The sequence below is a fragment of the Hansschlegelia plantiphila genome (assembly GCF_027922265.1).
GTDB lineage: Bacteria > Pseudomonadota > Alphaproteobacteria > Rhizobiales > Methylopilaceae > Methylopila > Methylopila plantiphila.
This window is the reverse complement of sequence record NZ_BSFI01000008.1, coordinates 294,873-318,470: the sequence shown is the minus strand read 5'-3', so window position 1 is coordinate 318,470 and position 23,598 is coordinate 294,873. Positions and strand designations below refer to the sequence as shown.

23 protein-coding genes and 1 tRNA gene are annotated in these 23,598 nt (G+C 69.1%); 8 read left to right on the top strand and 16 right to left on the bottom strand.

Annotation, left to right across the window (positions count from 1 at the left end; translation table 11 throughout):
• Positions 1 to 5: 5 nt before the first annotated feature.
• The 3 genes from fabI to fabA form a co-directional block, all read right to left on the bottom strand.
• The gene (fabI, locus tag PKE75_RS11275; protein ID WP_271168823.1) at positions 6 to 833 is read right to left on the bottom strand and encodes an enoyl-ACP reductase FabI; all 828 of its coding nucleotides are present in this window, start codon (positions 831 to 833) and stop codon (positions 6 to 8) included.
• Between the two features lie 131 nt (positions 834 to 964).
• Positions 965 to 2,176 (bottom strand): beta-ketoacyl-ACP synthase I, encoded by a 1,212-nt coding sequence (fabB, locus tag PKE75_RS11270; RefSeq protein WP_271168822.1) that lies wholly within the window; start codon positions 2,174 to 2,176, stop codon positions 965 to 967.
• 75 nt (positions 2,177 to 2,251) lie between these two features.
• Positions 2,252 to 2,773 carry a 3-hydroxyacyl-[acyl-carrier-protein] dehydratase FabA gene (gene fabA / locus PKE75_RS11265; protein WP_271168821.1) on the bottom strand — a complete coding sequence of 174 codons (522 nt, stop codon included), beginning with the start codon at positions 2,771 to 2,773 and terminating at the stop codon, positions 2,252 to 2,254.
• A 250-nt stretch (positions 2,774 to 3,023) separates the two neighbouring features.
• Between fabA and irrA the strand changes: the two genes are divergently transcribed.
• Positions 3,024 to 3,521, top strand: a complete 498-nt coding sequence (gene irrA, locus PKE75_RS11260; RefSeq protein WP_271168820.1) for an iron response transcriptional regulator IrrA — start codon at positions 3,024 to 3,026, stop codon at positions 3,519 to 3,521.
• Positions 3,522 to 3,606: 85 nt separating this feature from the next.
• Here irrA and PKE75_RS11255 read toward each other — a convergent pair whose 3' ends face one another.
• The gene (locus PKE75_RS11255) at positions 3,607 to 4,158 is read right to left on the bottom strand and encodes an SH3 domain-containing protein (protein WP_271168819.1); all 552 of its coding nucleotides are present in this window, start codon (positions 4,156 to 4,158) and stop codon (positions 3,607 to 3,609) included.
• Between the two features lie 170 nt (positions 4,159 to 4,328).
• On the opposite strand from PKE75_RS11255, the gene PKE75_RS11250 reads away from it, so the two are divergent.
• Both PKE75_RS11250 and PKE75_RS11245 read left to right on the top strand, forming a co-directional pair.
• Positions 4,329 to 5,324: a 2-hydroxyacid dehydrogenase gene (locus PKE75_RS11250; RefSeq protein ID WP_271168818.1), complete on the top strand. Its 996-nt coding sequence runs from the start codon at positions 4,329 to 4,331 to the stop codon at positions 5,322 to 5,324.
• Positions 5,325 to 5,543: 219 nt separating this feature from the next.
• Complete coding sequence (locus PKE75_RS11245) at positions 5,544 to 5,900, top strand: hypothetical protein (RefSeq protein WP_271168817.1); 357 nt, start codon at positions 5,544 to 5,546, stop codon at positions 5,898 to 5,900.
• A 6-nt stretch (positions 5,901 to 5,906) separates the two neighbouring features.
• Here PKE75_RS11245 and PKE75_RS11240 read toward each other — a convergent pair whose 3' ends face one another.
• A complete protein-coding gene (locus PKE75_RS11240) occupies positions 5,907 to 6,716 on the bottom strand; it encodes a HesA/MoeB/ThiF family protein (RefSeq protein WP_271168816.1) in 810 nt (269 codons plus the stop codon).
• A 142-nt stretch (positions 6,717 to 6,858) separates the two neighbouring features.
• Between PKE75_RS11240 and PKE75_RS11235 the strand changes: the two genes are divergently transcribed.
• Entirely contained in the window at positions 6,859 to 7,863 is a 1,005-nt protein-coding gene (locus PKE75_RS11235) for a TraB/GumN family protein (RefSeq protein WP_271168815.1), read from the top strand.
• A gap of 11 nt (positions 7,864 to 7,874) precedes the next feature.
• Here the strand turns inward: PKE75_RS11235 and PKE75_RS11230 are convergent, their stop codons facing one another.
• Entirely contained in the window at positions 7,875 to 8,603 is a 729-nt protein-coding gene (locus tag PKE75_RS11230; protein ID WP_271168814.1) for a type 1 glutamine amidotransferase, read from the bottom strand.
• 65 nt (positions 8,604 to 8,668) lie between these two features.
• On the opposite strand from PKE75_RS11230, the gene PKE75_RS11225 reads away from it, so the two are divergent.
• On the top strand, positions 8,669 to 9,007 hold the full coding sequence (locus PKE75_RS11225; protein ID WP_271168813.1) for a DUF167 domain-containing protein: 339 nt from the start codon (positions 8,669 to 8,671) through the stop codon (positions 9,005 to 9,007).
• Positions 9,008 to 9,018: 11 nt separating this feature from the next.
• Here PKE75_RS11225 and PKE75_RS11220 read toward each other — a convergent pair whose 3' ends face one another.
• Positions 9,019 to 9,792, bottom strand: coding sequence for a M48 family metallopeptidase (locus PKE75_RS11220; RefSeq protein ID WP_271168812.1), 774 nt, complete (start codon positions 9,790 to 9,792; stop codon positions 9,019 to 9,021).
• Between the two features lie 80 nt (positions 9,793 to 9,872).
• Entirely contained in the window at positions 9,873 to 10,628 is a 756-nt protein-coding gene (locus PKE75_RS11215) for an alpha/beta hydrolase (protein WP_271168811.1), read from the bottom strand.
• A 183-nt stretch (positions 10,629 to 10,811) separates the two neighbouring features.
• On the opposite strand from PKE75_RS11215, the gene panE reads away from it, so the two are divergent.
• A complete protein-coding gene (panE, locus tag PKE75_RS11210) occupies positions 10,812 to 11,729 on the top strand; it encodes a 2-dehydropantoate 2-reductase (RefSeq protein WP_271168810.1) in 918 nt (305 codons plus the stop codon).
• Between the two features lie 24 nt (positions 11,730 to 11,753).
• On the opposite strand, the gene PKE75_RS11205 is transcribed toward panE, so the two are convergent.
• The 4 genes from PKE75_RS11205 to PKE75_RS11190 form a co-directional block, all read right to left on the bottom strand.
• Entirely contained in the window at positions 11,754 to 12,254 is a 501-nt protein-coding gene (locus tag PKE75_RS11205) for a DUF3280 domain-containing protein (protein ID WP_271168809.1), read from the bottom strand.
• Positions 12,255 to 12,348: 94 nt separating this feature from the next.
• Positions 12,349 to 15,477, bottom strand: coding sequence for an efflux RND transporter permease subunit (locus tag PKE75_RS11200; protein ID WP_271168808.1), 3,129 nt, complete (start codon positions 15,475 to 15,477; stop codon positions 12,349 to 12,351).
• Entirely contained in the window at positions 15,474 to 16,724 is a 1,251-nt protein-coding gene (locus tag PKE75_RS11195) for an efflux RND transporter periplasmic adaptor subunit (RefSeq protein WP_271168807.1), read from the bottom strand. Before PKE75_RS11195 ends, PKE75_RS11200 begins: the two co-directional genes overlap by 4 nt.
• Positions 16,721 to 17,344, bottom strand: coding sequence for a TetR/AcrR family transcriptional regulator (locus tag PKE75_RS11190; protein ID WP_271168806.1), 624 nt, complete (start codon positions 17,342 to 17,344; stop codon positions 16,721 to 16,723). The genes PKE75_RS11195 and PKE75_RS11190 overlap by 4 nt, the downstream gene beginning before the upstream one ends.
• A gap of 212 nt (positions 17,345 to 17,556) precedes the next feature.
• Between PKE75_RS11190 and PKE75_RS11185 the strand changes: the two genes are divergently transcribed.
• Positions 17,557 to 17,631 (top strand) — tRNA-Thr (locus PKE75_RS11185).
• A gap of 76 nt (positions 17,632 to 17,707) precedes the next feature.
• Here the strand turns inward: PKE75_RS11185 and PKE75_RS11180 are convergent.
• The 4 genes from PKE75_RS11180 to PKE75_RS11165 form a co-directional block, all read right to left on the bottom strand.
• Positions 17,708 to 19,030, bottom strand: a complete 1,323-nt coding sequence (locus tag PKE75_RS11180) for an MFS transporter (protein ID WP_271169181.1) — start codon at positions 19,028 to 19,030, stop codon at positions 17,708 to 17,710.
• 188 nt (positions 19,031 to 19,218) lie between these two features.
• A complete protein-coding gene (locus PKE75_RS11175) occupies positions 19,219 to 20,205 on the bottom strand; it encodes a CorA family divalent cation transporter (RefSeq protein WP_271168805.1) in 987 nt (328 codons plus the stop codon).
• A gap of 25 nt (positions 20,206 to 20,230) precedes the next feature.
• Entirely contained in the window at positions 20,231 to 21,835 is a 1,605-nt protein-coding gene (locus PKE75_RS11170) for an inorganic phosphate transporter (protein ID WP_271168804.1), read from the bottom strand.
• A gap of 145 nt (positions 21,836 to 21,980) precedes the next feature.
• Entirely contained in the window at positions 21,981 to 22,670 is a 690-nt protein-coding gene (locus PKE75_RS11165) for a fumarylacetoacetate hydrolase family protein (RefSeq protein WP_271168803.1), read from the bottom strand.
• Positions 22,671 to 22,813: 143 nt separating this feature from the next.
• On the opposite strand from PKE75_RS11165, the gene PKE75_RS11160 reads away from it, so the two are divergent.
• Positions 22,814 to 23,596, top strand: a complete 783-nt coding sequence (locus tag PKE75_RS11160) for an SRPBCC family protein (protein WP_271168802.1) — start codon at positions 22,814 to 22,816, stop codon at positions 23,594 to 23,596.
• Positions 23,597 to 23,598 lie beyond the last annotated feature (2 nt).

Sequence of the window (23,598 nt, the reverse complement as noted above, 5' to 3'; positions counted from 1 at the left end):
AGCCCTCACCCGTCCGCTTTGGACTCCGCGGCGTCGATGCGCTTCAGACCGTCGGGGCTTGGCATCGAGATGATGTTGTAGCCGGAATCCACGAAGTGGATCTCGCCGGTGACGCCCGACGACAGGTCCGACAGCAGGTAGAGCGCGGCGCCCCCGACGTCCTCGATGGTGATCGGACGGCGCAGCGGCGAGTGCTTGCGCTGGAAATCGTACATCAGCCGGGCGTCGGCAATGCCCGCGCCCGCGAGCGTCCGGACCGGCCCCGCCGAGATCGCGTTCACGCGGATGCCGGCGGGGCCGTAATCCGCCGCGAGGTAACGCACGCTGGCCTCGAGCGCCGCCTTGGCGACCCCCATGACGTTGTAATTCGGCATGACGCGCGTGGCGCCGCCATAGGTCAGCGTCAGCATCGCGCCGCCGGCCGGCATCATCTCGGCGGCGCGCTTCGCGAGTTCGGTGAAGGAGAAGGCCGAAATCACCATGGTGCGCGAGAAGTTCTCGCGGGTGGTGTCGGCGTAGCGCCCCTTCAGTTCGTTCTTGTTGGAGAACCCGATGCAGTGGACGAGGATGTCGAGCCCGCCCCAGCGTTCCCTCAGGGCGGCGAACATCGAATCCACCGAGGCGAGGTCCTCGACGTCGCAGGGGATGACGATGTCGGAGCCCAGCGTCTCCGCGAGCGGCCGCACGCGCTTTCCCAGCGCCTCGCCCTGATAGGTGAAGGCGATCTCCGCGCCCGCCTGGCTGAGGGCTTTGGCGACGCCCCAGGCGATCGAATGATCGTTCGCGACGCCCATGACGAGGGCGCGGCGCCCTGAAAGAAGTCCGGCGACCATGGGCTGCTCCTTAAGCCCCGGCCATCATCCCGGATGGCGCGAAGCGAAGATCCGGGATCGTCGTCCGGATGGCGATTGTCTTGAGAACGGTCCCGGATCGGCCTGACGGCCCTCCGGGGCGCCGTGTCGGATCAGACCCGCTCGAACACCAGCGTCGCGTTGGTGCCGCCGAAGCCGAAGGAGTTCGACATCACGGCGTTCAGCGTGACGTCGTCCTTTCGCTCGCGCAGGATCGGCATGTCGGCGAAGGCGGGGTCGAGCTCCTCGATGTTGGCGCTCTCGGCCATGAAGCCGTTCTGCATCATCAGCAGCGAGTAGATCGCCTCCTGCACGCCGGCGGCGCCGAGGGAGTGGCCGGTGAGGGACTTGGTCGCCGAAATCGGCGGGCATCTGTCACCGAACACCGCCCGCAGCGCCTCGATCTCCTTGAGGTCGCCAACCGGCGTCGAGGTCGCGTGCGGATTGACGTAGTCGATCGGGCCGCGCGCCGTCTTGAGCGCCATCTTCATGCAGCGCGCTGCGCCTTCGCCGGAAGGCGCCACCATGTCGTAGCCATCCGAGGTCGCGCCGTAACCGGTGAGCTCGGCGTAGATCTTGGCGCCGCGCGCCTTGGCGTGCTCGAGCTCCTCCAGCACCACGACGCCGGCGCCGCCGGCGATCACAAAGCCGTCGCGGTTCTTGTCATAGGCGCGCGAGGCGGTCGCCGGCGTGTCGTTGAAGTGGCTCGACATCGCGCCCATCGCGTCGAACAGCACGGAAAGCGTCCAGTCCAGCTCCTCGCAGCCGCCGGCGAACATCACGTCCTGCTTACCGAGCTGGATGATCTCGGCTGCGTTGCCGATGCAATGCGCCGAGGTCGAGCAGGCCGAGGAGATGGAGTAGTTCACGCCCTTGATCTTGAACCAGGTGGCGAGCGTCGCCGACGCGGTCGACGACATCGCCTTGGGCACCGCGAACGGGCCGACGCGCTTCGGCCCCTTCTCGCGGGTGATGTCGGCGGCCTCCACGACGGTCTTCGTCGAGGGCCCGCCGGAGCCCATGATGATGCCGGTCCGCTCGTTCGAAATGTCGCTGTCGTCGAGTCCGCTGTCGCGGATCGCCTGATCCATCGCCACATGGTTCCACGCGGTGCCGCCTGCGTGGAAACGCATGGCGCGGCGGTCGACGATCTGGGAGGCGTCGAGCGTCGGCGCCGCCTCAACCTGACAGCGGAAGCCGAGCCTTGCGTATTCCTCCGCCCGGACCACGCCCGAACGCGCCTCCCGCAGAGAGGCCAGAACCTCCTGCGTCGAGTTTCCGATCGACGACACGATTCCCATGCCGGTGACGACGACGCGCTTCACGTGAAGCCTCCCAATCCCGCCCTTGCGGCCGCGCATCTGAGGCGACCGGCGGTCCTTTTGCGTTTAATGGTCCCGTCAGGCGGGCGTGGGGTCCGACTTGAACAGCCCGACCTTCAGGTCCTTCGCCTGATAGATGGTCTCCCCGTCAGCCTTCAGCCAGCCGTCTGCGACGCCGAGGACGAGCCTGCCGCGCACGACCCGCTTGAAGTCGACCCCGTATTCGACCTGCTTCACAGTCGGCAGCACCTGCCCGGTGAACTTGATTTCGCCGGTTCCCAGAGCCCGGCCGCGGCCGGGCGAGCCAAGCCAGCCCAGGAAGAAACCGGTCATCTGCCACAAGGCGTCAAGACCGAGGCAGCCCGGCATCACGGGATCGCCCTTGAAGTGGCAGTCGAAGAACCAGAGGTCGGGCTTCACGTCGAGCTCGGCGCGGATGAATCCCTTGTCGGAGGGGCCGCCGGTTTCAGAGATCTCGGTGATCCGGTCGAACATCAGCATCGGCGGCAGCGGCAGCTGCGCGTTGCCCTGTCCGAACAGCTCGCCGCGGCCGCAGGCCAGCAGATCTCCGTAATCGTAGCTCGATCGACGTTCTGTCATATGCCCTTCGACGTCCCCGGAAACCAGTGACGATCGCCGCCGTCCCAGAATGGCGCCCCCGTCGCGGCGCCTCCCTAGCACACATGCCGGAGACGCGGGAAGCGCTTCGGGAGACAGGCAGTTGCCGGAACGATCGGGAAATTGTATCGTCGCGCCGAGGTTCGGTTGACGTCCGGGCCAAGATCATCGCGCCTGTGCGGCCCCTCGCGGGCGGCCGGCAGCCTCTTCTAGGGAAAGACCGAGACCGACGATGGCCGACATTGCGACCACCGCCGCACCTTCCGCCTCCGTCACGGCAGATCGCGCCATTGACTGCGGATTGCGCCCAGCCCTCTGCGTCGCCCGCGACGTCGGCGGCCTCCTGCGTGATTCGGGCCTGCGTCCCACGCGGCAACGCATTGCGCTCGGCCGGCTGCTCTACGCCAAGGGCGATCGCCACGTGACGGCTGAAATCCTGCACGAGGAGGCGATGCGCGCCCGCGTGCCGGTGTCGCTTGCGACCGTATACAACACGCTGCACCAGTTCACCGAGGTCGGGCTGCTCCGGGAGCTCGCGGTCGACGGCTCTAAGACGTGGTTCGACACCAACGTCACCGAGCATCACCATTTCCTCGTCGAGGACGACAACCGGCTGTTCGACATTCCCGGCTCGAGCGTCTCGGTGGACCGCATCCCGGAGATCCCCGAAGGAATGGAGATCGCGCGCGTCGACGTCGTGGTGCGCCTCCGCCGCAAGACGACGGTCTGACCGCCGCCGTTTGATCCCATGGAATTTTGAAACGGCCGTCGCAGCGATGCGGCGGCCGTTTTCGTTCCGGGGGCTTTCTAGCCGATCACTCGAACCGCTCGCCGGGATAGACGCCCCACAGTCTGTCCTGCTCGATGAAGCCGTCGAAACCGTCGCCCTCGACCCGGCACCAGGAGCCGTCGCAGCGGCGGACCTCCACCAGCACCTTCGGCTCCAGCCGCGCGCTCAGGCGCTCATCGCCGCCTGCGCGGACCCGGATCGGCAGCGCGGCCTCCTTCGACCACGGCGCGATCAGCGCGGTGCGGCGACCGGCGAGCAGGCTGTGCCAGACCCAGCCCTCTGAGCCCTCGGAGTCCCGTATCCGGCGCCAGTTGTCGTATTCCGCGGTGATCTCCACCGGCTCGCCGGCGCGGCGGTAGATGTAGGTCACCGGATGGTCCTTGGTCGGCCCGGCGCGGACGTTGACCTTGCCCGCCTTGAGGCTGACGAAGCGCGGCACAGGCAGGCCGGAGACCGGCCCGATCATCATGCCGGCCGCGCCCTCGCGCGCCGCCTGTCCGAAGGCGGGCGCGGTCCCGCACGCGATCGCGGCGGCCACGAGCAGGCCGGCGAGCCTTCCGGCGATCGATCCTTTCATGGCGCAGAACGCTCCATCTTCACGTCGCGATATTGCGTTCCGGGCGTCGTCTGCTAGAGACGGCCTTCCGGGCGTGAAGCCCGGCCGGTCGCTTGGAGCTTGAGCATCCACCGTCGACATTGACGATGGATTAACCGTAGAGCCCGAGCTGTGAGAAAGGTCTCCGGCCCATGAAGAAGCGCCCGCTCGTCGTCGTCACCCGGCGCCTGCCGGACGTGATCGAGACGCGGATGCGCGAGCTGTTCGACGCTCGCCTCAACCATGACGACGCGCCGCTTTCTCAGGAGGCTTTGGTCGCGGCCGTGCGCGAGGCCGACGTGCTGGTGCCGACGGTGACCGACCGCATCGACGCCGCGCTGCTCGGCCAGGCCAGCGAAAATCTGAGGCTGATCGCAAATTTCGGCAACGGCGTCGACAACATCGACGTGCAGACCGCGATGAACCGCGGCATCACCGTCACCAACACGCCGGGCGTGCTGACGGAAGATACGGCCGACATGACGATGGGGCTGATCCTCGCCGGCCCCCGCCGCCTCGCCGAGGGCGCCCGCGTGGTGCCGGACGATCTGGAGTGGCACGGCTGGTCTCCGACCTGGATGCTCGGCCGCCGGATCTGGGGCAAGCGCCTCGGCATCGTCGGCATGGGCCGCATCGGCCAGGCGGTCGCCCGCCGCGCCCGGGCCTTCGGCCTGTCGATCCACTACCACAACCGCAAGCGGTTGCCGGCGACCGTCGAGGATCAGCTCGAGGCGACCTATTGGGAAAGCCTCGACCAGATGCTCGCCCGCATGGACATCATCTCGGTCAACTGCCCGCACACGCCGGCGACCTATCACCTGCTCTCGGCGCGCCGCCTCAAGCTGCTGAAGCGCGACGCCTATGTCGTAAACACCGCGCGCGGCGAAGTGGTGGACGAGATGGCCCTGGCGCGCATGCTCGAGGCGAACGAGCTCGCGGGCGCGGCGCTCGACGTGTTCGAGAACGAGCCGGCGGTGAACCCCAAACTCGTCAAGCTCGCGCGCCAGAACAAGGTCGTGCTGCTGCCGCATCTGGGCTCGGCCACCATCGAGGGCCGCGTCGACATGGGCGAGAAGGTCATCGTCAACATCAAGACCTTCATCGACGGCCACCGCCCGCCGGACCGCGTCCTCCCTGCGATGCTGTAAGCGGACCAACCGCCTATCCTCGTCCCGTTCGCCTCTGACACGGCGGCGCCGGACCATCCATCGCTGGCGTCCGACGCCGCCTCGGGGGCAGGTCCGAGGGTCAAGCCGGACGACGGGCTTGTCCCCGATCCTCCTCTCCATCCACGCTCACGCGCCCTGTTGACTCCTTTTTGTATTCCTGTTTTGTTCTGGAACAATCAGGGAACGTGGAGGCGTATGATGCGTGGTTGGTTCGCCATTCCTCTCCTTCTCGCCTTCGCGGCGGCGCCGGCCGCGGCGGCCGAGCTGATCGGCCCGAAGGAGCTTCAGGCCGGCTGGTTCGACGGCAAGACGATCTCCACGGCGGGTCCGCGCGGCGGAAAATCCGATTTCACCTTCTCACGCGACGGCAAGGTGATCCGCACCGGCGGCCGGGCGGGCTCGGCCGGAGACGGAACCTGGCGGCTCGACGACGACGGCTTCTGCATGACGCTGGGGCAGGCGAAGCGCGAGAGCTGCTACCTCGCGGTCAAGTCGGCCGACGGCTCGCTCCGGGTCATGCGCCGCTCCGGCGGCGCCTTCGTCTGGACGCGGTGAGAGGCGTCAGCCTGCAGCGTGGATCGACAGGTCGCGGATCGTCGGGTTTTCGCCGGTGATCGGGTTCGCGGGGTCCCACGCATAGGTCAGCGTCTCGAAGCGCATCGATAGCGCGTCGACCACCAGCAGGCGGCCGACGAGGCCTTCGCCGAAGCCGACGATCTCGCGGATAACCTCGATCGCCATCAGCGAGCCCATCAGGCCGGCGAGCGCGCCGAGCACGCCGGCCTGCGCGCAGGACGGGATTGTCCCGGCCGGAGGGGGCTCCGGGAACAGGCAGCGCCATGTCGGATTCGGCGCCCCGTCGGCGCGGCGCTCATGAGCCCGGATCGTGGTGATCGCGCCGTCGAACACGCCGAGCGACGCGGTGACCAGCGGCTTGCCCGCCAGCGCGCAGGCGTCGGCCACGAGATAGCGGGCCGCGAAGGAATCCGAACCGTCGGCGATGATGTCATAGGCGCCGATCAGCGCCATGGCGTTGGTGGCGTCGAGCCGGAACGGGTGGCTCTCCACCACGACGTGCGGGTTCACGCGCCCGAGCGCGTCGGTCGCCGAATCCGTCTTCAGGCGGCCGATATCGGGCGTGCCGTGCAGCACCTGGCGCTGAAGGTTCGAGAGCGAAACCGTGTCGTCGTCGACGACGCCGATGGCGCCGACGCCTGCGGCCGCGAGATAAAGCATCAGCGGGCTGCCGAGGCCGCCGGCGCCGACCACAAGCACGCGCGCGCCCTTCAGCTTCTGCTGGCCCGGGCCGCCCACTTCCCGCAGGACGATGTGGCGGGCGTAGCGTTCGACTTCCTCGGAGCTGAGCGGCATGGCGGCACCATATGCGGCGTTCCGCACCGCGCAAGTCCGGGAAGCGCGACCCAAGGCCCATGCCCGGCTTTCGGCGGCTCGATTAACTCGGCCGGCGCCATTTCGGTGCTTGTCTGGCGCCCCGCGTATCCGGACCGCCACGATGTTCCTCCGCCACGCCGCCGCCCTCGCCATCGGTCTTCTCGCCGCCTCCTCCGCGTTTGCGGCCGAGAGCGCGCCGGCGCCGTGCAAGGGCGTCGACCTGATCGAGAAGGTGAAAGCGGAGAGCCCGGAGAAATACGCGGCGTTCGAGCGGGCGGGACAAGCGGTCCCGAACGCCGAAGGGCTGCTCTGGAAGATCGAGGGCAAGGGGCCGTCGGCCTCCTACCTGTTCGGCACCATGCACACGACCGAGGCCGACCTCGTCGCGCTGAGCGATCCGCTCAGAGCTGCGATCAAGGAGTCGGGAACCGTCGCCGTCGAGCTCGCCAACGCCAACGGCGCGGCCTCACAGGCCGAAATGATCGCCTATGTCACGACGAACGGCATCGATCTGACGGGCGCCGCCCTCAACGGCTTCACGGCGGAACAGGTCACGGAGGTGAAGCGCCGCCTCTCCGAGGCCGGCATGCCGGCCTCGGTCGCCGGCGTGCTCAAGCCCTGGTTCCTGGCGCTGACGCTGGAAGTCTCGTCATGCGAGCTCAAGCAGATGAGCGCGGGCCTGCCGACGATCGACGCCAGGGTCGAGAGCGAGGGCCGCGCCAACGGCGCCGAGATCGTGGGACTGGAGACCGTCGGCGAACAGCTCGACGCGGTGTCGAAGATCTCCGAGGAGACGGCCCGCCGGATGATCGTCGACGCGGTGTCGCGGCCCGACGCCGGCGACGATCTGCAGGCGACGACGCTCGCGCTCTACCGCGCGCGGAAGGTCGGCTGGTACTTCGCCATGAAGGGCGACCTGTTCGGCGCGATGATGGACGTCTCGTCCTATTCGGATTTTCTCGAGTGCATCGTCGATCGGCGAAACAGGCTGATGGCGGACCGCGCCCAGCCGCTGATCGACAAGGGGGGCGTGCTGATCGCCGTCGGCGCGCTGCATCTTCCGGGAGCCAACGGCTTGGTCGAACTGCTCCGCGCCAAGGGCTACACGCTCACCAGGGTGTGGTGAGCCTCCGCGCTTCAGGATGTCTCCGCCAGCCCCCAGGCCGCGGCGAGATTGCGCTCCAGCGCCTCCGCCGTCGCGCGGAACGTCGGCAGGCGCGCAGTCACCGCGGCGCCGAGTTCGTCGGCCCCTTCGGAGCCGAGCGCCTTGGTGAGGCTTTCCCAGTAGGTCGGGACGCGCCGCCAATCCTCGACGGTCTGACCGACGACCTCAGGGTGGAACTGGAAGCCGTAGGCGTGGCGCCCGCAGCGCATCGCCTGCACGGGGCAGGCGGCGTTGGAGGCGAGCACGGCGGCGTCCGCGGGCGGCGTCAGGACGGCCGCTCCGTGCCACTGGAACACGTCGAGGCTGGCGCCGAAGCCCTGGAACAAGGGATCGCGCAGTCCGTCCTCGGTGAGCGCGACACGCGCCAGGCCGACCTCCGGACCGGCCATAAGCCCGACCTCTCCGCCGAGCGCGGCGCCGAGCAACTGGTGACCGAGACAGACGCCGAGATAGGGACGCCCGAGTTCGTTCACCCAGCGGCGGATCGCCTGCTTCTCGGTCTTCAGCCAGGGGTGGAGATCCTCCTCCCAGACGTCCATCGGGCCGCCCATCACTGCGAGCAGGTCGAAATCCTCGAGCGGCGGAATAGCCTCGCCCTCGTCCAGCTCCACCGTGGTGCGCTCATGGCCCTGCGCGTCCCAGATCTCGCCGAAGGAGCCCGGCCCCTCGACGTCGAGATGCTGCAGAACGAGAATGCGCATCGCGTCGTCTCCTGTGACCGTGACCGATCTGTCCGCCTCCCTCGAACCTACCCCGGCCTCGCCCGTTGAGCGAAGACTTCGACGTCCCGAACCCGAGACCTTTCGTCGTAGGGGCGAAGAGCGTCCGGCTGCGCGTCCGGGTCACGCCTCGGGCGTCGCGCGACGCTTTGGGCGGGGTTTTCACAGGACCCGACGGGCGTCTCGCGCTTCAGGCGCGGCTCGCCGCGCCGCCGGTCGACGGGGCGGCCAACGCCGCGCTGGTCGCGATGATCGCGAAGACTCTTCGGCTCAGGAAGGCGGACGTCGCGATTGCGAGCGGAGAGACGAGCCGCATGAAGGTTCTGGAGCTGAGCGGCGACGTCGCCGCGATCAAGACCCGCCTTGAGGAGCTCGCCGCGACCTGAGCGGGCTCCGCTCAGCCGTAGCGGTGCAGCGTCGCCCCGTGCGCCTTCAGCCAGGTTTCGGCGCGTTCGAAATCCGGCACGAGCCGGGCGACGTTCGCCCAGTAGCGCGGTCCGTGGTTCATCTCGCGGCGATGGGCGACCTCGTGGGCTGCGAGATAGTCGAGCACATGCGGCGGCGCGAGGATGAGGCGCCAGGAGAAGGCGAGGTCGCCGGAGGCCGAGCAGGATCCCCAGCGGCTCGTCGTGTCCTTCATCGTGATTCGGCCGATCGCTACGCCGAGCGTGGCGGCGTGCCGGGCTGCGGCCGCGACGAACTCCTTGCGCGCTTCGCGCTTCAAATAGTCGGCGACGCGCCGCGCCGCGTGCGCCGGTCCGCCATGGACGACGAGCAACGGACCGTCGCCGCGGAGGCCCGGCTCGATGCGAACGGCGCCGCGAAGACCGTCCTGCAGCACGATCCTGTGCCCGACGCCGCGGATCGGAATGGTCTCGCCGGGTGCGAAGGGGATCTGTTCCGGCAGCCGCGCGAGCCGCTGCTCGATCCATCCGACGTGCCGTTCGATGAAATCGCGCGCGCCGGAGATCGATGCGCCGTCGGGCAGCGTCAGCGTCACGTCGCGGGTGGCGGCGCGGACCCGCAGCGTCATCCGGCGGGCCTGGCCGCTGCGGCGCACCGCGATCGGAACCCGGCCGAAGCGCGTCGCCACGAACAGCGCTTCCTGGCGCAGGCGCGCGTCGTGGCGTGTCTGGAAGGTCGGGGCGCGCAGGGCGCGGAACAACGACATCCGGCGGTCATGCTCGTGTGACGGAAGCCCGAATCGGGTCGGTCGACTTTAGCCACGGCGATTCCGACCGGGCTAGCCCCTCATGCCCGGGGCGCGACGCCATCCACGGCTTCCAGCAGACGCAGGATATCTTCTTCGCGTGACAGTCTGTGGTCGCCGTCCTTGATCAGGGTGACGACCACGTCGTCCTCCGCCAGCCGCTCGACCAGCCGCAGCGTGTGAGACCATGGCGCGTCGACGTCCTGCATGCCCTGCAGGATGTGCACCGGCGCGCCGGTGCGGATCGAACCGCCGAGCAGAAGATGGTTGCGGCCCTCCTCGATCAGCCGGCGGGTCACGGGGTAGGGCTCCGGCGCGTAAGCGGTCGGTCGCATCCAGCGCCCGGTCGCCATGATCTCGGCGCGGACGTCGTCGGGGAAACCGGCCCACATCAGCTCCTCGGTGAAGTCGACGGCCGGCGCGATCAGCACCAGGCCCGCCGGCGGCTGCGGCATGGAGCGAGCGGCGAGCAGAGCGATCCAGCCGCCCATCGACGAGCCGACCAGAACCGGCGCTGGGCCCCCGAAGCGCGCGATCGCGGCCAGCGCGTCCTTCAGCCATTCGCCGATCACGCCGTCCTCGAAGCGGCCGCCCGATGCGCCGTGGCCGGAATAGTCGAAGCGCAGGCAGGGCCGGCCCTGGCGCGCGCACCATTCGTCGAGCGCGGTCGCCTTGGTCGCGGTCATCTCCGAGCGGAAGCCCCCCAGCCAGACGACGCAAGGGCCGTCGCCTTCGCGTCGGAGGATCGCGATATCGCGGGCGCCGACCGTGATGGTTTCGGCGATGGGATCTGTCATGCGCGAATTCCGTGGTTTGTCGTGCGGGTCTGCTTGGCACACGCGCTGTCGGGCGTCACTTACAGCCGTTAAGGCGAATGCGCGCTTTGGCGCGCATATCAGCCATCGCGTTCCGAGCTTGAAGCCGCGCGCCGTACGGGTATTGCCTTCTTGCCGCCCGGCGCCGGGGGAGGAGAGTGTCCGATGCGTATTCTGATCCTTGGAGCCGGAGCGATCGGCGGCTATTTCGGAGCGCGTCTCGCCGCGGGCGGCGCGGACGTGACCTTTCTGGTGCGCCCGGCCCGCGCGGAGCGTCTCGCGAAAGACGGACTGCGCGTCGTGAGCCCGGTCGGCGATCTCGCTTTGCCGGTCGCGACCGTCACGAAAGCGACTGACCCGTTCGACGCGGTCCTGCTGTCGTGCAAGGCCTATGATCTGGAGAGCGCGATTGACGCGGTCGCCCCCGCGGTCGGGCCTGCGACTCTCGTAATTCCCCTGCTTAACGGGCTGCGCCATTATGGCGAGCTCGACGCCCGGTTCGGGGCGGAGCGCGTCGCAGGAGGGCTTGTCCAGATGCCCGGCGCGCTGCGGCCAGACGGCTCCATCCTTCACTTCAGCACGCTGCAACGCTTCATCTTCGGTCCGCGCTCGACCTCCCAGACGGCCGCCTGTCAGGCGCTGCTCCCGACGCTCCAGCGAGGCGGGTTCGATCCGATCCTGAGCGAGGACATCACTCAGGCGATGTGGGCCAAGTTCACGTTCATCGCCGCCTTCGCGGGCCTCACCTGTCTCATGCGCGCCCCTGTCGGCGCCATCATGACGGCGGACGACGGACAGGCGATCGCGGAAGGCTTCGTTACGGAATGCGCCGCGGTCGCCTCGGCGGCCGGATACGCTCCGAGCGAAGCGTCGCTGTCGGAGACCCGGGCGACGCTGACGGCGAAGGGGTCGACCGGAACCGCCTCGATGCTGCGCGACCTCGAGAGCGGCGCGCGCACCGAGCACGAGCATATCCTGGGGGACATGCTGGCCCGGGCCAAGGCGGCTGGCGTCCCCGCGCCGCTGCTGACGGTCGCATTGGCGCACATGCAGGCCTCTGAGGCGCGGCGGCTCGCCGGCTGATCGAGCTCAGGCCGTGTTCGGGAGCTAGCCCTTCGGCTCCGGCAGGGGGGCCTGATAGAGATCGTGGCGCATCAGATAGCTTGTGCCGTGCGCCCAGGACTCCGTGGTGTTGCCGCGGATGTCGGCGCTGCCCTTGCGGACGAGCTCGCCGGTTTTCGCGTTCCGGATCTCGCCGTTGATGTTGAGGATCAGGTTCGACACCTTCTGCACGTATCCCATCAGCGAATAGTCCGCGCCGAGCGACTTCGCCATCCGCGCCGGGCAATCGCCACAGGTCCGGAGCGTCTGGGCGTCGATGTCCTTCTGGGCGGGCGTGACGTCGACGAGCTCGATGTCTTTGGCTTTCAGGAACTCACGGACCTGATCGGTGATCTCGACCGTCCGCTTCGCCTCGTCGGGGCGAGCCCCGTTCATCTCGCCTTCCGCGCTGGTGTCGTAGAGTTCGAACGGAAACACCGCGACCTTGATCGGAGCGGCGAGGGCCGCTCCCTGAGCTGTGAGCAAAGCCGCCGCTGCAGCAGCCATCTGTATACGCATCGTTTCCCGCCTATCCGACATCTTGAACGGTCGTTGGAACGACAGTTAGCGCCCTGAGCGCGTTATTAAAGGTCTTCTAAGCCTATTCGGCCGCACGCAGATGTGGCGCATGGACGGCGGGTTGGGGCTCCTCCGCATCGTCGCGAGGTCCGACGAAGCGGCCGAACGCCCAGCCGAAGAAGCGGTGAAGGTCGTCCATGATCGTGAAGACGGCGGGCACGAAGACGAGGCTCAGCACCGTCGAGGCGATCAGGCCGCCGATCACCGCGATCGCCATCGGCGCGCGGAACGATCCGCCCTCGCCGAGCGCGAGCGCGGACGGGACCATGCCGGCGACCATGGCGACGGTCGTCATCACGATCGGACGCGCGCGCTTGCGGCCGGCGTCGATCAGCGCCGTCGTCCTTGGCGCGCCCTTCGCGATCTCCTCGATCGCGAAATCGACCAGCAGGATCGCGTTCTTCGTCACGATGCCCATCAGCATCAGGAAGCCGATGACCACCGGCAGGCTGATCGAGTTGTGCGTGAGCAGCAGGGCGATCAGCGCGCCGCCGATCGACAGCGGCAGCGACACGAGAATCGTGACGGGCTGAACCACGTCGGCGAACAGCAGCACAAGCACCGCGAACACCAGGAGGACGCCCGCGCCCATCGCTGTGGCGAAGCCGGTGAACACCTCCTGCATGATCTCCGCGTCGCCGAACTCCTTCAGGGTGACGCCGGGCGGCAGGTCCTTCGCGGCCGGCAGCGCCCTGACCGCCGCCAGCGCGTCGCCGAGCGCGGCGCCAGAGGCGAGATCGCCCTCAATCGCCACGCGGCGGTCGCGGTCGTAGCGGTCGAGGCTGGTCGGCCCCTGTCCGAAGCTGACGTCTGCGACCGCCGTCAGCGGGACGCTGCCGCCGGCGTCGCGCCGAACGCGCAGGTTCTCGAAGGTCGAGATGTCGGTCCGGGCGCTTTCGTCGAGCTGCACGCGGATCGGCACCTGCCGGTCGCCGGCCGAGAACTTGGCGAGGTTCTGGCTGATGTCGCCGATGGTCGCGATACGCACCGTCTCCGCGATCTGCGCGACGGAGACGCCGAGCTCCGACGCCTCGTCGAGCTTCGGCACGATACGGATCTCGGGCCGGTCGATAGCAGCCGTCGAGACGACGTTGAACAGCTGGCGCACGCCGGCGCGCGCCTCCTTCTCCAGCGCGACCGCCGCGCGCTCCACCGCCTCGCCGTCGGAGCCCGAGACGATCAGCGAGAATTCGCGCTGCCCGTTGTCGTTGGCGAAGTTGAAGCGGATATCCGGAATCTCGGCGAATTCGCGCCGAATCTCTCCTTCGAACGCCTTCTGCGTCAGAGCGCGCTCGGCACGTGGCTTCAGATTGATGACGATGACGCCCTTGCGGACCTCGCCGGCGGCGAAGTTCAAGCCGCCCTGCGCGCCCGAGCCGACGGTCGTATAGACCGAGGCGACTTCCGGCCGGTCCTTCAGCAGCGCGGTGACGCGGCTCGCGACCCCCTCGGATTGCGCGAGCGTCGCTCCCGGCGGCAGCTCGATCTTGAGGATCGAGCGCGAGGTGTCGTTTTCCGGCAGGAATCCGGAAGGCAGCAGGCCGGCGAGCATGATCGAGCCGACGAAGAGCCCGATTCCGGCCGCGACCGTGACGAAGCGCCAGCGCACCGACGCGGCCAGCAGTCGCGTGTAGCCCCTCATGATCCAGCCGTCCTCCTCCTCGCGCGCGCCATGGTCGCGCAGGAAGAAGGCCGCAAGCAGCGGCGTGATAAGGCGGGCGACCAGCAGCGAGAAGCCGACCGCGACCGCGACAGTGATGCCGAACTGCTTGAAATACTGCCCCGCGACGCCGCCCATGAAGCTGACCGGCAGGAACACCGCGATGATCGTGGCGGTGGTCGCGACCACGGCGAGGCCGATTTCATCGGCCGCCTCGATCGCCGCGCGGTAGGGCGATTTCCCCATCCGCATATGACGGACGATGTTCTCGATCTCGACGATGGCGTCGTCGACGAGAATGCCGGTGACGAGCGTGATCGCGAGCAGGCTGACCGCGTTCAGCGAGAAGCCCATCATCTCCATCGCCCAGAAGGTGGGCAGGATCGAGAGCGGGATCGCGAGCGTCGAGATCACCGTCGCGCGGAAGTCGCGCAGGAAGATGAACACCACGACGACCGCGAGGATCGCTCCTTCGATCAGCGTGTGCATCGCCGAGCGGTAGTCCGCCTCGGTGTAGCGGACGGTCGTGTCGATCGGCGTGATCGTGACCTCCGGGTGGTCGGCGGCGAGCTGGGCGATCTTCGCCTTCGCCGCCTCCGCCACCACCACGTCCGAAAAACCCTTCGCGCGGTAGACGCCGAAGGCGACGATCGGCTTGTCGTCGAGCCGGGCCGCGATGCGCGGCTCCGCCGAGCCGTCGCTCACCGAGCCCAGCTCCGCCAGACGGACGTCACGTCCGCCGGGCAGGATGATCCTAGCGTTTGCGAGCTGCTTGACGGTCAGGGCGCCGGCGAGGGTTCGCACAGACTGCTCCTGGGAGCCGACCTCGCCGCGCCCGCCGGCCAGATCGACATTGGTCGCGCGCAGCTGGGCGTTGACGTCGGCCGCGGTGACGCCGAGCGCCTGCAGCCGCGACGGGTCGAGCGCGATCCGGATCTCGCGGTCGACGCCGCCCTCGCGCTTGACCTGGGCGACCCCGCGCACCGCCTGGAGCGCGCGCACGATGCGGTCGTCAACGAACCAGGACAGCTCCTCCGGCGTCATCGACGGCGCCGAGGCCGCATAGGTCGTGATCGCCATGCCCTCGACGTCGATCCGCTGGATCAGCGGCTCCTCGATCGACTGCGGCAGCTCGGTGCGGATCTTCGTCACCGCGTCGCGCACGTCGTTCACGGCGCGGTCGACCTGGGTCTCCAGCTGGAATTCGATCATCGTCACCGACACGCCGTCGCTGATCGAGGACGTGATGTGCTTCACCCCCGCAATGCCGGCGACGGAGTTCTCGACGCGTTTGGTCACCTGCAGCTCGAGTTCGCTCGGCGCCGCGCCCGACTGGTTGATCGTGACCGAGACCAGCGGCAGGTCGATGTTCGGCATCCGCGTGATCGGCAACGACGCGAACGAGAACAGGCCGAGCGCGAGCAGCACGGCGAACAGCACCAGCGACGGAATCGGCTTGCGGATGGCCCAGGCGGAGACGTTGAGCCTCATCGCGTCAGCTCCCGGCCGTCCGCGGCGTCGGCGCTGCGGTCGGGAGCGGCGACCGCCGTTATCTTGTCTCCCTCCCGCAGGAAGCCGCCGGCCCGCGCGACGACGGCGTCGCCCGCTTTCAGCCCGCTCGTGATCTCGACGCCGTCGGCGTCCTGAAGCCCGGTCGTGACCGCGCGCTCCGACACCGTGCCGTCGGTCGCCACCTGCACATGCGGGCCGCCGGCGCCGAACAGCACTGCGGACTGCGGAACCACCACGCCCTCGCGCCGCGCGGTCTCTATCAGCCCCCGGGCGAACAGGCCCGGCCTCAGCCCGCGATCTGCGGGCAGGGCGATCTTCACCTTTCCGAGCCGGGTCGCCGGGTCCACGATCGGCGCCACCAGCCGAACGCGGCCTTCGACGGCTTGGTCGAGTCCTGCCACTTCGACGCGCGCTGTCTGGCCGACCTCGACCGAGTGCAGCCGCGTCTCCGTCGCTTCCGCCTCGAGTTCGACCTCGCCGTCCCGCACCAGCCGGAACAGCGGCTCGCCCGCCATGCCGACGATCTGGCCGACGCGGGCCGTCCGGCTCGCGACGATCCCCGCCGCAGGCGCCCTGACCTCGGCGCGGGCGAGCCGAAGCTCGATCTCGCGCCGCTGCGCCTGCGCCAGCGTCTTGTCGGACTGGGCGACCTTCAGGTTCTGGTTCTGGGCTCGCACCCGCGCCTCAGCGACCCGGACCGCCGTCTGGCGCGTCTGCAGCACCTCGCCGGTGACGTTGCCGGTCTTGACCAGCGTCTCGGCGCGCTTGAGCGCGGCGTCGGCGTCGACCTGGCTCGCCTCGGCTTCCGCGATCGCGGCGCCGACCTGGGCGATGGCGGCCTCGGATCGCGCGATCGAGGAGTCGTTCTGGACGAGCTGGGTGTCGAGCATGTCGCGGTCGAGCCGCGCCAGCACCTGGCCCTTCTCGACGCGGTCGCCGATGTCGACGAGGTACTCGTCCAGCCTCAGTCCGTCGATCTGCGCGCCGACGAGGATCTCGTCGCGCGCCACCAGCGTGCCGGTGACCACCAGGGTCTGTGCGATCTCGCGGCGCTTCGCGGTCGCCACCGTGATCGAGGGCGGCTTCGGCGCCGGCGGGGCGGCGGAGGTCTCCGCGCGCGCGGCGTCATAGGCCCCGAGCCGGAGCGCGATCTCATCGCGAAAGGCGTAGCCGCCCACGGCCGCGAGCAGCGCGACGGCGGACGCCCACCGCAGGGCGGTCTTCAAGACGAGGCTCCCGGCGCAAGGAAGCGACGGACGGAGCGCTCATACATCGGCATGAGCCCTTCGATCTCGGCCGCGGGCTCGAGCAGGATCCGCATCAGCACGCCGTCGGTCAGCGCCATCAGGAAGCGCACCGCCTCGCGCGCGTCGAGCGAGGCGTCGATCTGGCCGAGCGCCATGCCGCGCTCGATGACCCGCACGACGATCTCTCCGACCTCGTCGTCGCAACGGCCGAAGATCTCGGCCACCGCCGGGTTGCGCACCGCCTCGGCGTAGAGCTCGGGAAACAGCGGCAGGCTGTCGGGCCTGAGGTTGCCGACGAGGAACGCGCGGGCGGATTCGATCAGCGCGCCGACCACGTCGTCCGCCTCGAGCAGGGGGCTGAGCAATTGCGGGATATCCGCGCGGTCACGCTCGACGATCGCCTCGATGATGGCGTCCTTGGACGGAAAGTAGCGGTAGAGCGCGCCCGGGCTCATGCCGGCCTCGGCGCACACCGCCTGCATCCCGGTGGCGTGAAAGCCGCCGCGGGCGAAGCAGACGATCGCAGCGTCGAGGATGCGCCGGCGCTGCTCCTCATGGCGCTGCGCCCGCGGGTCGCGGAGAGGACTGAGGTCGTTCATGAGCCGCGGACCCGCCTGAAAAAGAGAGCGAACGTTCGTTCGCAAACTAGTTCCGCTTTCGTCGCGGCGCAAGCGTCTCCCGGAAAGCCGCAGGACCGACGGTCACTCTTGCCCGATCGTGGCGCGGGCGCGCTTGCGCCCGCGGGGGGCTTATGGCAGAGGTTCCGCGCGCCTGACCGGCTCCGCTTCGCGGCCGGCTCGAAGCCCCCGGCGCTGCGGTAGCTCAGTGGTAGAGCACTCCATTGGTAATGGAGAGGTCGACAGTTCAATCCTGTCTCGCAGCACCAGTTCCTGGCCTGGCCATTTAAACGCAGCCTGTAGCGCCGCCCGCCCGATCTCGCGACCGGGCGCGCCGCGCCTGTTTCAGACCCGTCCCGTCGCCGCGTTCGTGGACAGCGGTCTGCGGACCCGCGCAGCCCGGCGCGCTATGGCGACGAAGGCGACGCCGGTCAGCAAGGCGATCGCCGACAGGTAATAGCCGACCGAGGCCAACCCGTAGGTCTTGGCGAGATAGGTCGCGACGTATGGCGCGGGCGAGGCGCCAAGGATGCCCGCGAGCGTGAAGGCGAGCGAGGAGCCGGTGTAGCGCACGGCAGTCGGGAACAGCTCGGCCATCGCTGCGCTCAACGGGCCATAGGTGAAGCCCATCAGCGCAAGCCCGATCGAGAGGAACAGCGTGACGTCGCCGACCCCGCCCGAGCCGAACAGCGGCTCGAACAGGAAGCCGAACAGGAAGATCGCGACGGTGGCCGCGATCAGCGTGCGCTCGCGCCCCCAGGCGTCGGCGAGACGTGCGGCGACCGGGATCGTCAGGCCGAAGAACAGCACCCCGATCATCTGCAGCGGCAGGAATTCGCTGCGGGTGTAGCCGAGCGCAGCCGTCCCCCAGCTCAGCGCGAACACCGTCATCAGGTAGAAGATCACGAATGTCGCGGTCGCCGCGATGGTGGCGAGCATCAGCGTCGCGAGGTGTTCGGAAAACACCGAGATCATCGGCACGCGCACCCGCTCGTGGCGCTCGAGCGCTTGTCGGAACGCCGGCGTCTCGGTGATCTTCAGCCGGACATAGAGCCCCATGATGACGAGCACGGCGCTCGCGACGAAGGGGATGCGCCAGCCGAACGAGAAGAACTGCTCGTCGGTCAGCAACCAGTCGAGAGCCAGGAAGCTGCCGGTCGAGCACAGGAAGCCGATCGGCGCCCCGAGCTGCGGGAACATGCCGTACCAGGCCTCCTTGCCCTTTGGCGCGTTCTCGGTCGCGAGCAGAACCGCGCCGCCCCATTCGCCGCCGAGGCCGAGCCCCTGGCCCAGACGAAACAGCGCGAGGAGCAGCGGAGCCGCGACCCCGATCGATGCGTATGAGGGCAGCAGCCCGATCGCGACCGTCGAGAGCCCCATCGTCATCAGCGCCGCGACCAGCGTCGCCTTGCGGCCCACGCGGTCTCCGAAATGCCCGAAGATCGCCGCGCCCACGGGCCGTGCGAAGAACGCGATCGCGAAGGTGGCGAAGGACTGCAGCGTGGCGGCCGCGGGGTCGCTGCCGGGGAAGAACAGTTTTGGAAACACCAGCACGGCGGCGGTCGCGTAGATGTAGAAGTCGAAGAACTCGATCGTGGTGCCGATCAGGCTCGCGAACAGCACGCGGGCGGGAGAGTTCGCAGGCGGGTGGGACGGGGACAAGGCGATGACTTCCGGGGCGGCGGATTGGGAGACCGCCCATAGCGCCGCTGCGTCCGCGGCACAATCGCGGGGAGCGCTAGACGTTCGGCGGTCGTGGGGTTCCGGCGCCGGCTCACCCCTCGCTTGCGGTGAGAGGCCGACATCGCGAGGCGATGGCGGATGAGGGGCCCTTCGCCAATCCTTCCCCTTCGCCTTCAGAAAATCCGGGCGAGCTTCAGGACCACGAAGGTGCCGGCGCCGATGACGGCCATCAACGCCATCGTCCAGAGGAAGCCTCCGTCGTGACCCACCCCCGGCAGCCCCCCGACATTCATGCCGAACACGCCCGTGACCAGGGTCATCGGCAGGAAGATCGCGGTGAAGATCGACAGCACGTATAGGTTGCGGTTGGTGATCTCGGCGAGCGCGGCGGCGCGCTCGTCCTGCAGCTGACGGGCGCGCTCCTGGGCGAGATCGAGATCGTGCCCGACGCCGTCGAGCCGGGAGACCGCGTCGCGCAACGCCGCGCTGTCCTCGGCGCCGGCCCATCCCGGAGGCCGGGCCGCGAGCGCGCCGAGCGCAAGCCGCTGGGGCCCGAGATGACGGCGTAGCCGCGCGAGCCTGCGCCTGACGCGGCCGAGGTCGGCGGCGCCTTCCGCCGCATCGTCGAGGATCGCGGCCTCCACGGCGTCGAGATCCACCGTCGCTTCGTGAATCAGTCCCACGAAGGCGTCGGAGAGGTGATGCAGCAGCGTGGCGATCAACGGCAACGGCCGGCGCTCGCAGCCCTCGCGCTCGAAACTCCGACGGAGCCGGTCGACCGCCTGCAGCGGATGCCGGCGCGCGGTCACGACGCGGCGCTCGTCGAAATACAGCCGCAGCGCGCCCACGGTGGACGGATCGTCCTCAAAATCGTGATGGAGGTCGGAGACGACTCCGAGAACGGCGTCCCCGACGATCCGCAGCGTCAGGTGGGTCTCGGTCCCGAGCAGCAGCTTGCGCGCCTCGGAGGGCAGGTCGGGCTGTCCTGCGAGCCAGCGCTGCACGCGCACGTCGGAGACGTCGAGGTGAAGCCAGACCAGCCCGCCCGCGGTCGTCGGCGCCAAGGCTTGGTCGACGTCCTCCCAGCGCAGACGCCTCGTGTCGCCGGACGCGTCGCAACGGAAGCCGCAGATCAGCCGCGGCTCCTCCAGGGTGTCCACACGTCTTCCGACGGAGGGCGCGTGTTCAGAACGCGTGGCGCAGGATCCAGAACAGGGCGCCCGCCAGCGCGATCGACGCGGGGAGGGTGAGGATCCACGCCATCGCGAGGTTGCGGATCGTCGCGATCTGGAGCCCGGACCGGTTGGCGGCCATCGTGCCGGCGACGCCGGACGACAGCACATGCGTGGTGCTCACCGGCAGGCCGTAGATGTCCGCGGCCCCGATCGTCGCCATCGCGACGAGCTCGGCGGAGGCGCCCTGCGCATAGGTTAGGTGGGTCTTGCCGATCTTTTCGCCGACCGTGACGACGATGCGCTTCCAGCCGACCATGGTGCCGAGGCCGAGCGCGATCGCCACCGCCACCTTCACCCAGGTCGGGATGAACTTGGTGGCGTCGTCGAGCGAGCGCCTGAAGGCGGCGAGATCCCTGGCCTCGTCCGCCGTCAAGGCCGGCTGTCCGCTTTTCTGCATGATCCGGAGCGCCTCGGAGGCGAGGTACATGTCGTTGCGGACGTTGCCGACCTTCTCGGGCGGCACGTCGGCGATCTTGCCGTAGCCCGCGACGTCCCGCGCGGTGAGGTCGATCAGGCTCTGAAGCGCGGGCACGGTTTCGGCGGTCATGGTCCGGGCGCCGACGAAGGTGGTGACGGCCTGGCGCGGGTCGCCGGCATAGGCGGGCGCGCCGGCGGCGTGGGCTGCGAGCACGGCCTCGGCCCTGTCGGCGTTGATCTGATAGGCCTGCATCTGGGCGGGCTCGACCGCGCGGTTCAGCGCGTAGGCGGTCGGCACCGTGCCGATCAGGATCAGCATGATCAGGCCCATGCCCTTCTGGCCGTCGTTCGAGCCGTGCGCGAAGCTCACGCCTGTGCAGGTCAGGATGAGCAGGCCGCGGATCCAGAGCGGCGGAGGGTTGGCGCCCTTGGGCTCGGCGTAGAGGTCCGGGCGCTTGACCAGGACCTTCATCGCGATGAGCAGGAGCGCGGCCGCGCCGAAGCCGATCAGCGGCGAGAACAGCAGCGCCTTGCCGATGCCGAGCGCCTGGCTCCAATCGACGCCGGACACGCCGCTCGGATCTGTGGCCATCAGCTGGTTCATCAGGCCGACGCCGATGATCGAGCCGATCAGCGTGTGGGAGGACGAGGACGGCAGCCCGAAATACCAGGTGCCGAGGTTCCAGATGATCGCGGCGATCAGCAGCGCGAACACCATTGCGAAGCCGGCGTCGGTGCCGACCTTCAGGATCAGCTCCACCGGCAGCAGCGACACGATGCCGAATGCGACGGCGCCGGACGAGGTGAGAACGCCGAGGAAGTTCCAGAGGCCCGACCAGACCACGGCCTGGTTCGGCTTCAGCGAGTGCGTGTAGATCACGGTCGCGACGGCGTTCGCGGTGTCGTGAAAGCCGTTGACGAACTCGAAGCCGAGCGCGATCAGCAGCGCGAGGCCGAGCAGGGCGTAGGCGAGATAGCCGGAGGGCGGCACGGACTCGAGGTCGCGTAAAAGGCTGATCCCGGCGTAGCCGACGCCGATGAGCAGGATCGCCGTGAAGAGGCCGCCCGCGAACAGCCGGGCCCCGCCTCGTGGTTTGTCTGAATCCGCGAGGGCGGGATGCGGAGCGACTTGCAACATGTGAGTTCCCCGAACGCGTCCGGGCCGAGCTGCGCCGGACGCTGAGCGCGCCCGAACTTCGGGCCGCTCGATCCCCTGGGCCGCGGGGAAGCTAGCGGGGCCGCACGACAGTTGAGTGACTGTTGACGTCCGCGTGATCGGGACGTCAGCGCACGGTCACGTCGATCTGTCCCACTCCCTCGATGCGCCCGCGCAGGACGTCGCCGCGGACGACGGAGCCGACGCCCGACGGTGTGCCCGAGAAGATCAGGTCGCCCGGCGCGAGCTCGAACAGACGGGAGAGGCACGAGATCATCTCCGGGACGGTCCAGATCAACTGGTCGAGGTCGCCGGTCTGGCGGCGCGTCCCGTTGACGTCGAGGGTGACTGCGCCCTTCGCCGGGTGGCCGATCTCGGCGGCGGGGGCGATCGGACCGCAGGGGGCGGCGTGGTCGAACGCCTTGCCGATCTCCCAGGGCCGGGCGAGCCTCTTCGCCTCCGCCTGCAGGTCGCGACGTGTGAAGTCGATTCCGACGGCGTAGCCGAACACCAGATCGAGCGCGTCCGCCTCCGCGACGTCGCGACCGCCGCCGCCGAGAGCCACCACCATCTCGATCTCGTGGTGCACGTCCGAGGTCGCCGGCGGATAGGGAAATACGCCGCCGTCCGCCAGCAGCGCGTCCGGCGTCTTCATGAAAAAGAACGGCGGCTCCCGGTCAGGATCGTGACCCATCTCGACGGCGTGGGCGGCGTAGTTGCGTCCGACGCAATAGACCCTGCGCGCCGGAAACAGCGCCGACGTCCCGCGCACGGCGACGGCGGGCTGCGGGGCGGGGTCAAAGACGAAGGCGGGCATCAGCGGTCTTCTCCGATTTGTGGCGCGGCGAAGAATGCAGCGCGGGACGGCCGAGGCAAGCGAAGCCGCACGTGGCGCTGGACCGGGGGCGGGGCCGCGCCCTAGAACAAGTGCTCCCGCGTCGCCAGCGTATTGACGGTGTCATGGAATTTTCCGGCTCTCACCGCATTTCCGCGCCGCGCGCAGCCGTTTGGGCGGCGCTCGACGATCCCGAACTGATGAAGGCGTGCATTCCCGGATGCACCCGTCTGGAGCGCGCGGGCGACGGCGCCTTCGACGGCTCGGCCGACGCCAAGATCGGGCCTGTCCGCGCAGCCTTCACCGGTTCCGTCACCCGCACCGAAGCCGCCGCGCCCGAGCGCTTCACGCTGCTCGCCGATGGCGACGCCGGGCCTTCCGGCTCGGGTCAGGGCCGCGCGGACGTCACCCTCGCCGAGGACGGCGACGGCACGGTGGTCTCCTACGACGCGCAGGTCGAGGTCGCCGGCAAGATCGGCCAGCTTGGTTCGCGCCTGGTGACGGGCTTCGCGCGCAAGAACGCCGAGAGTTTTTTCGAGGCGCTCGCGACGCGGCTTTCAGCCGGCTACGCCGCCGCGCCGGTGATAGAGGCGCCCGCCGCCGAGACTCCGGAGCCGGCGCCGTTGGCCCAGCCGCCGCTCGCTGAGGCGCCGCCGCTGGTGCATGAGGAGCCGGCCGATGGTCAGACCGCGACGGTCGACGCGCCGCCGCTCGCTTTCGGTTCGGCCCCGATCGCGCCGACCGCCGTCCCCGCCGTGCCGGACCCCGTGGCGATCGCGGCTGAAGAGACGGCGTCCCCCGGCTCGTCGAGCGCGAGCGCCGTGACGCGCATCATGCTGGTCGCGGCGATCGTCGTCGTGGTCGGCTGCCTTGTTTACTACATCCTCTGGCAGCAGACGCCGGTCTGACC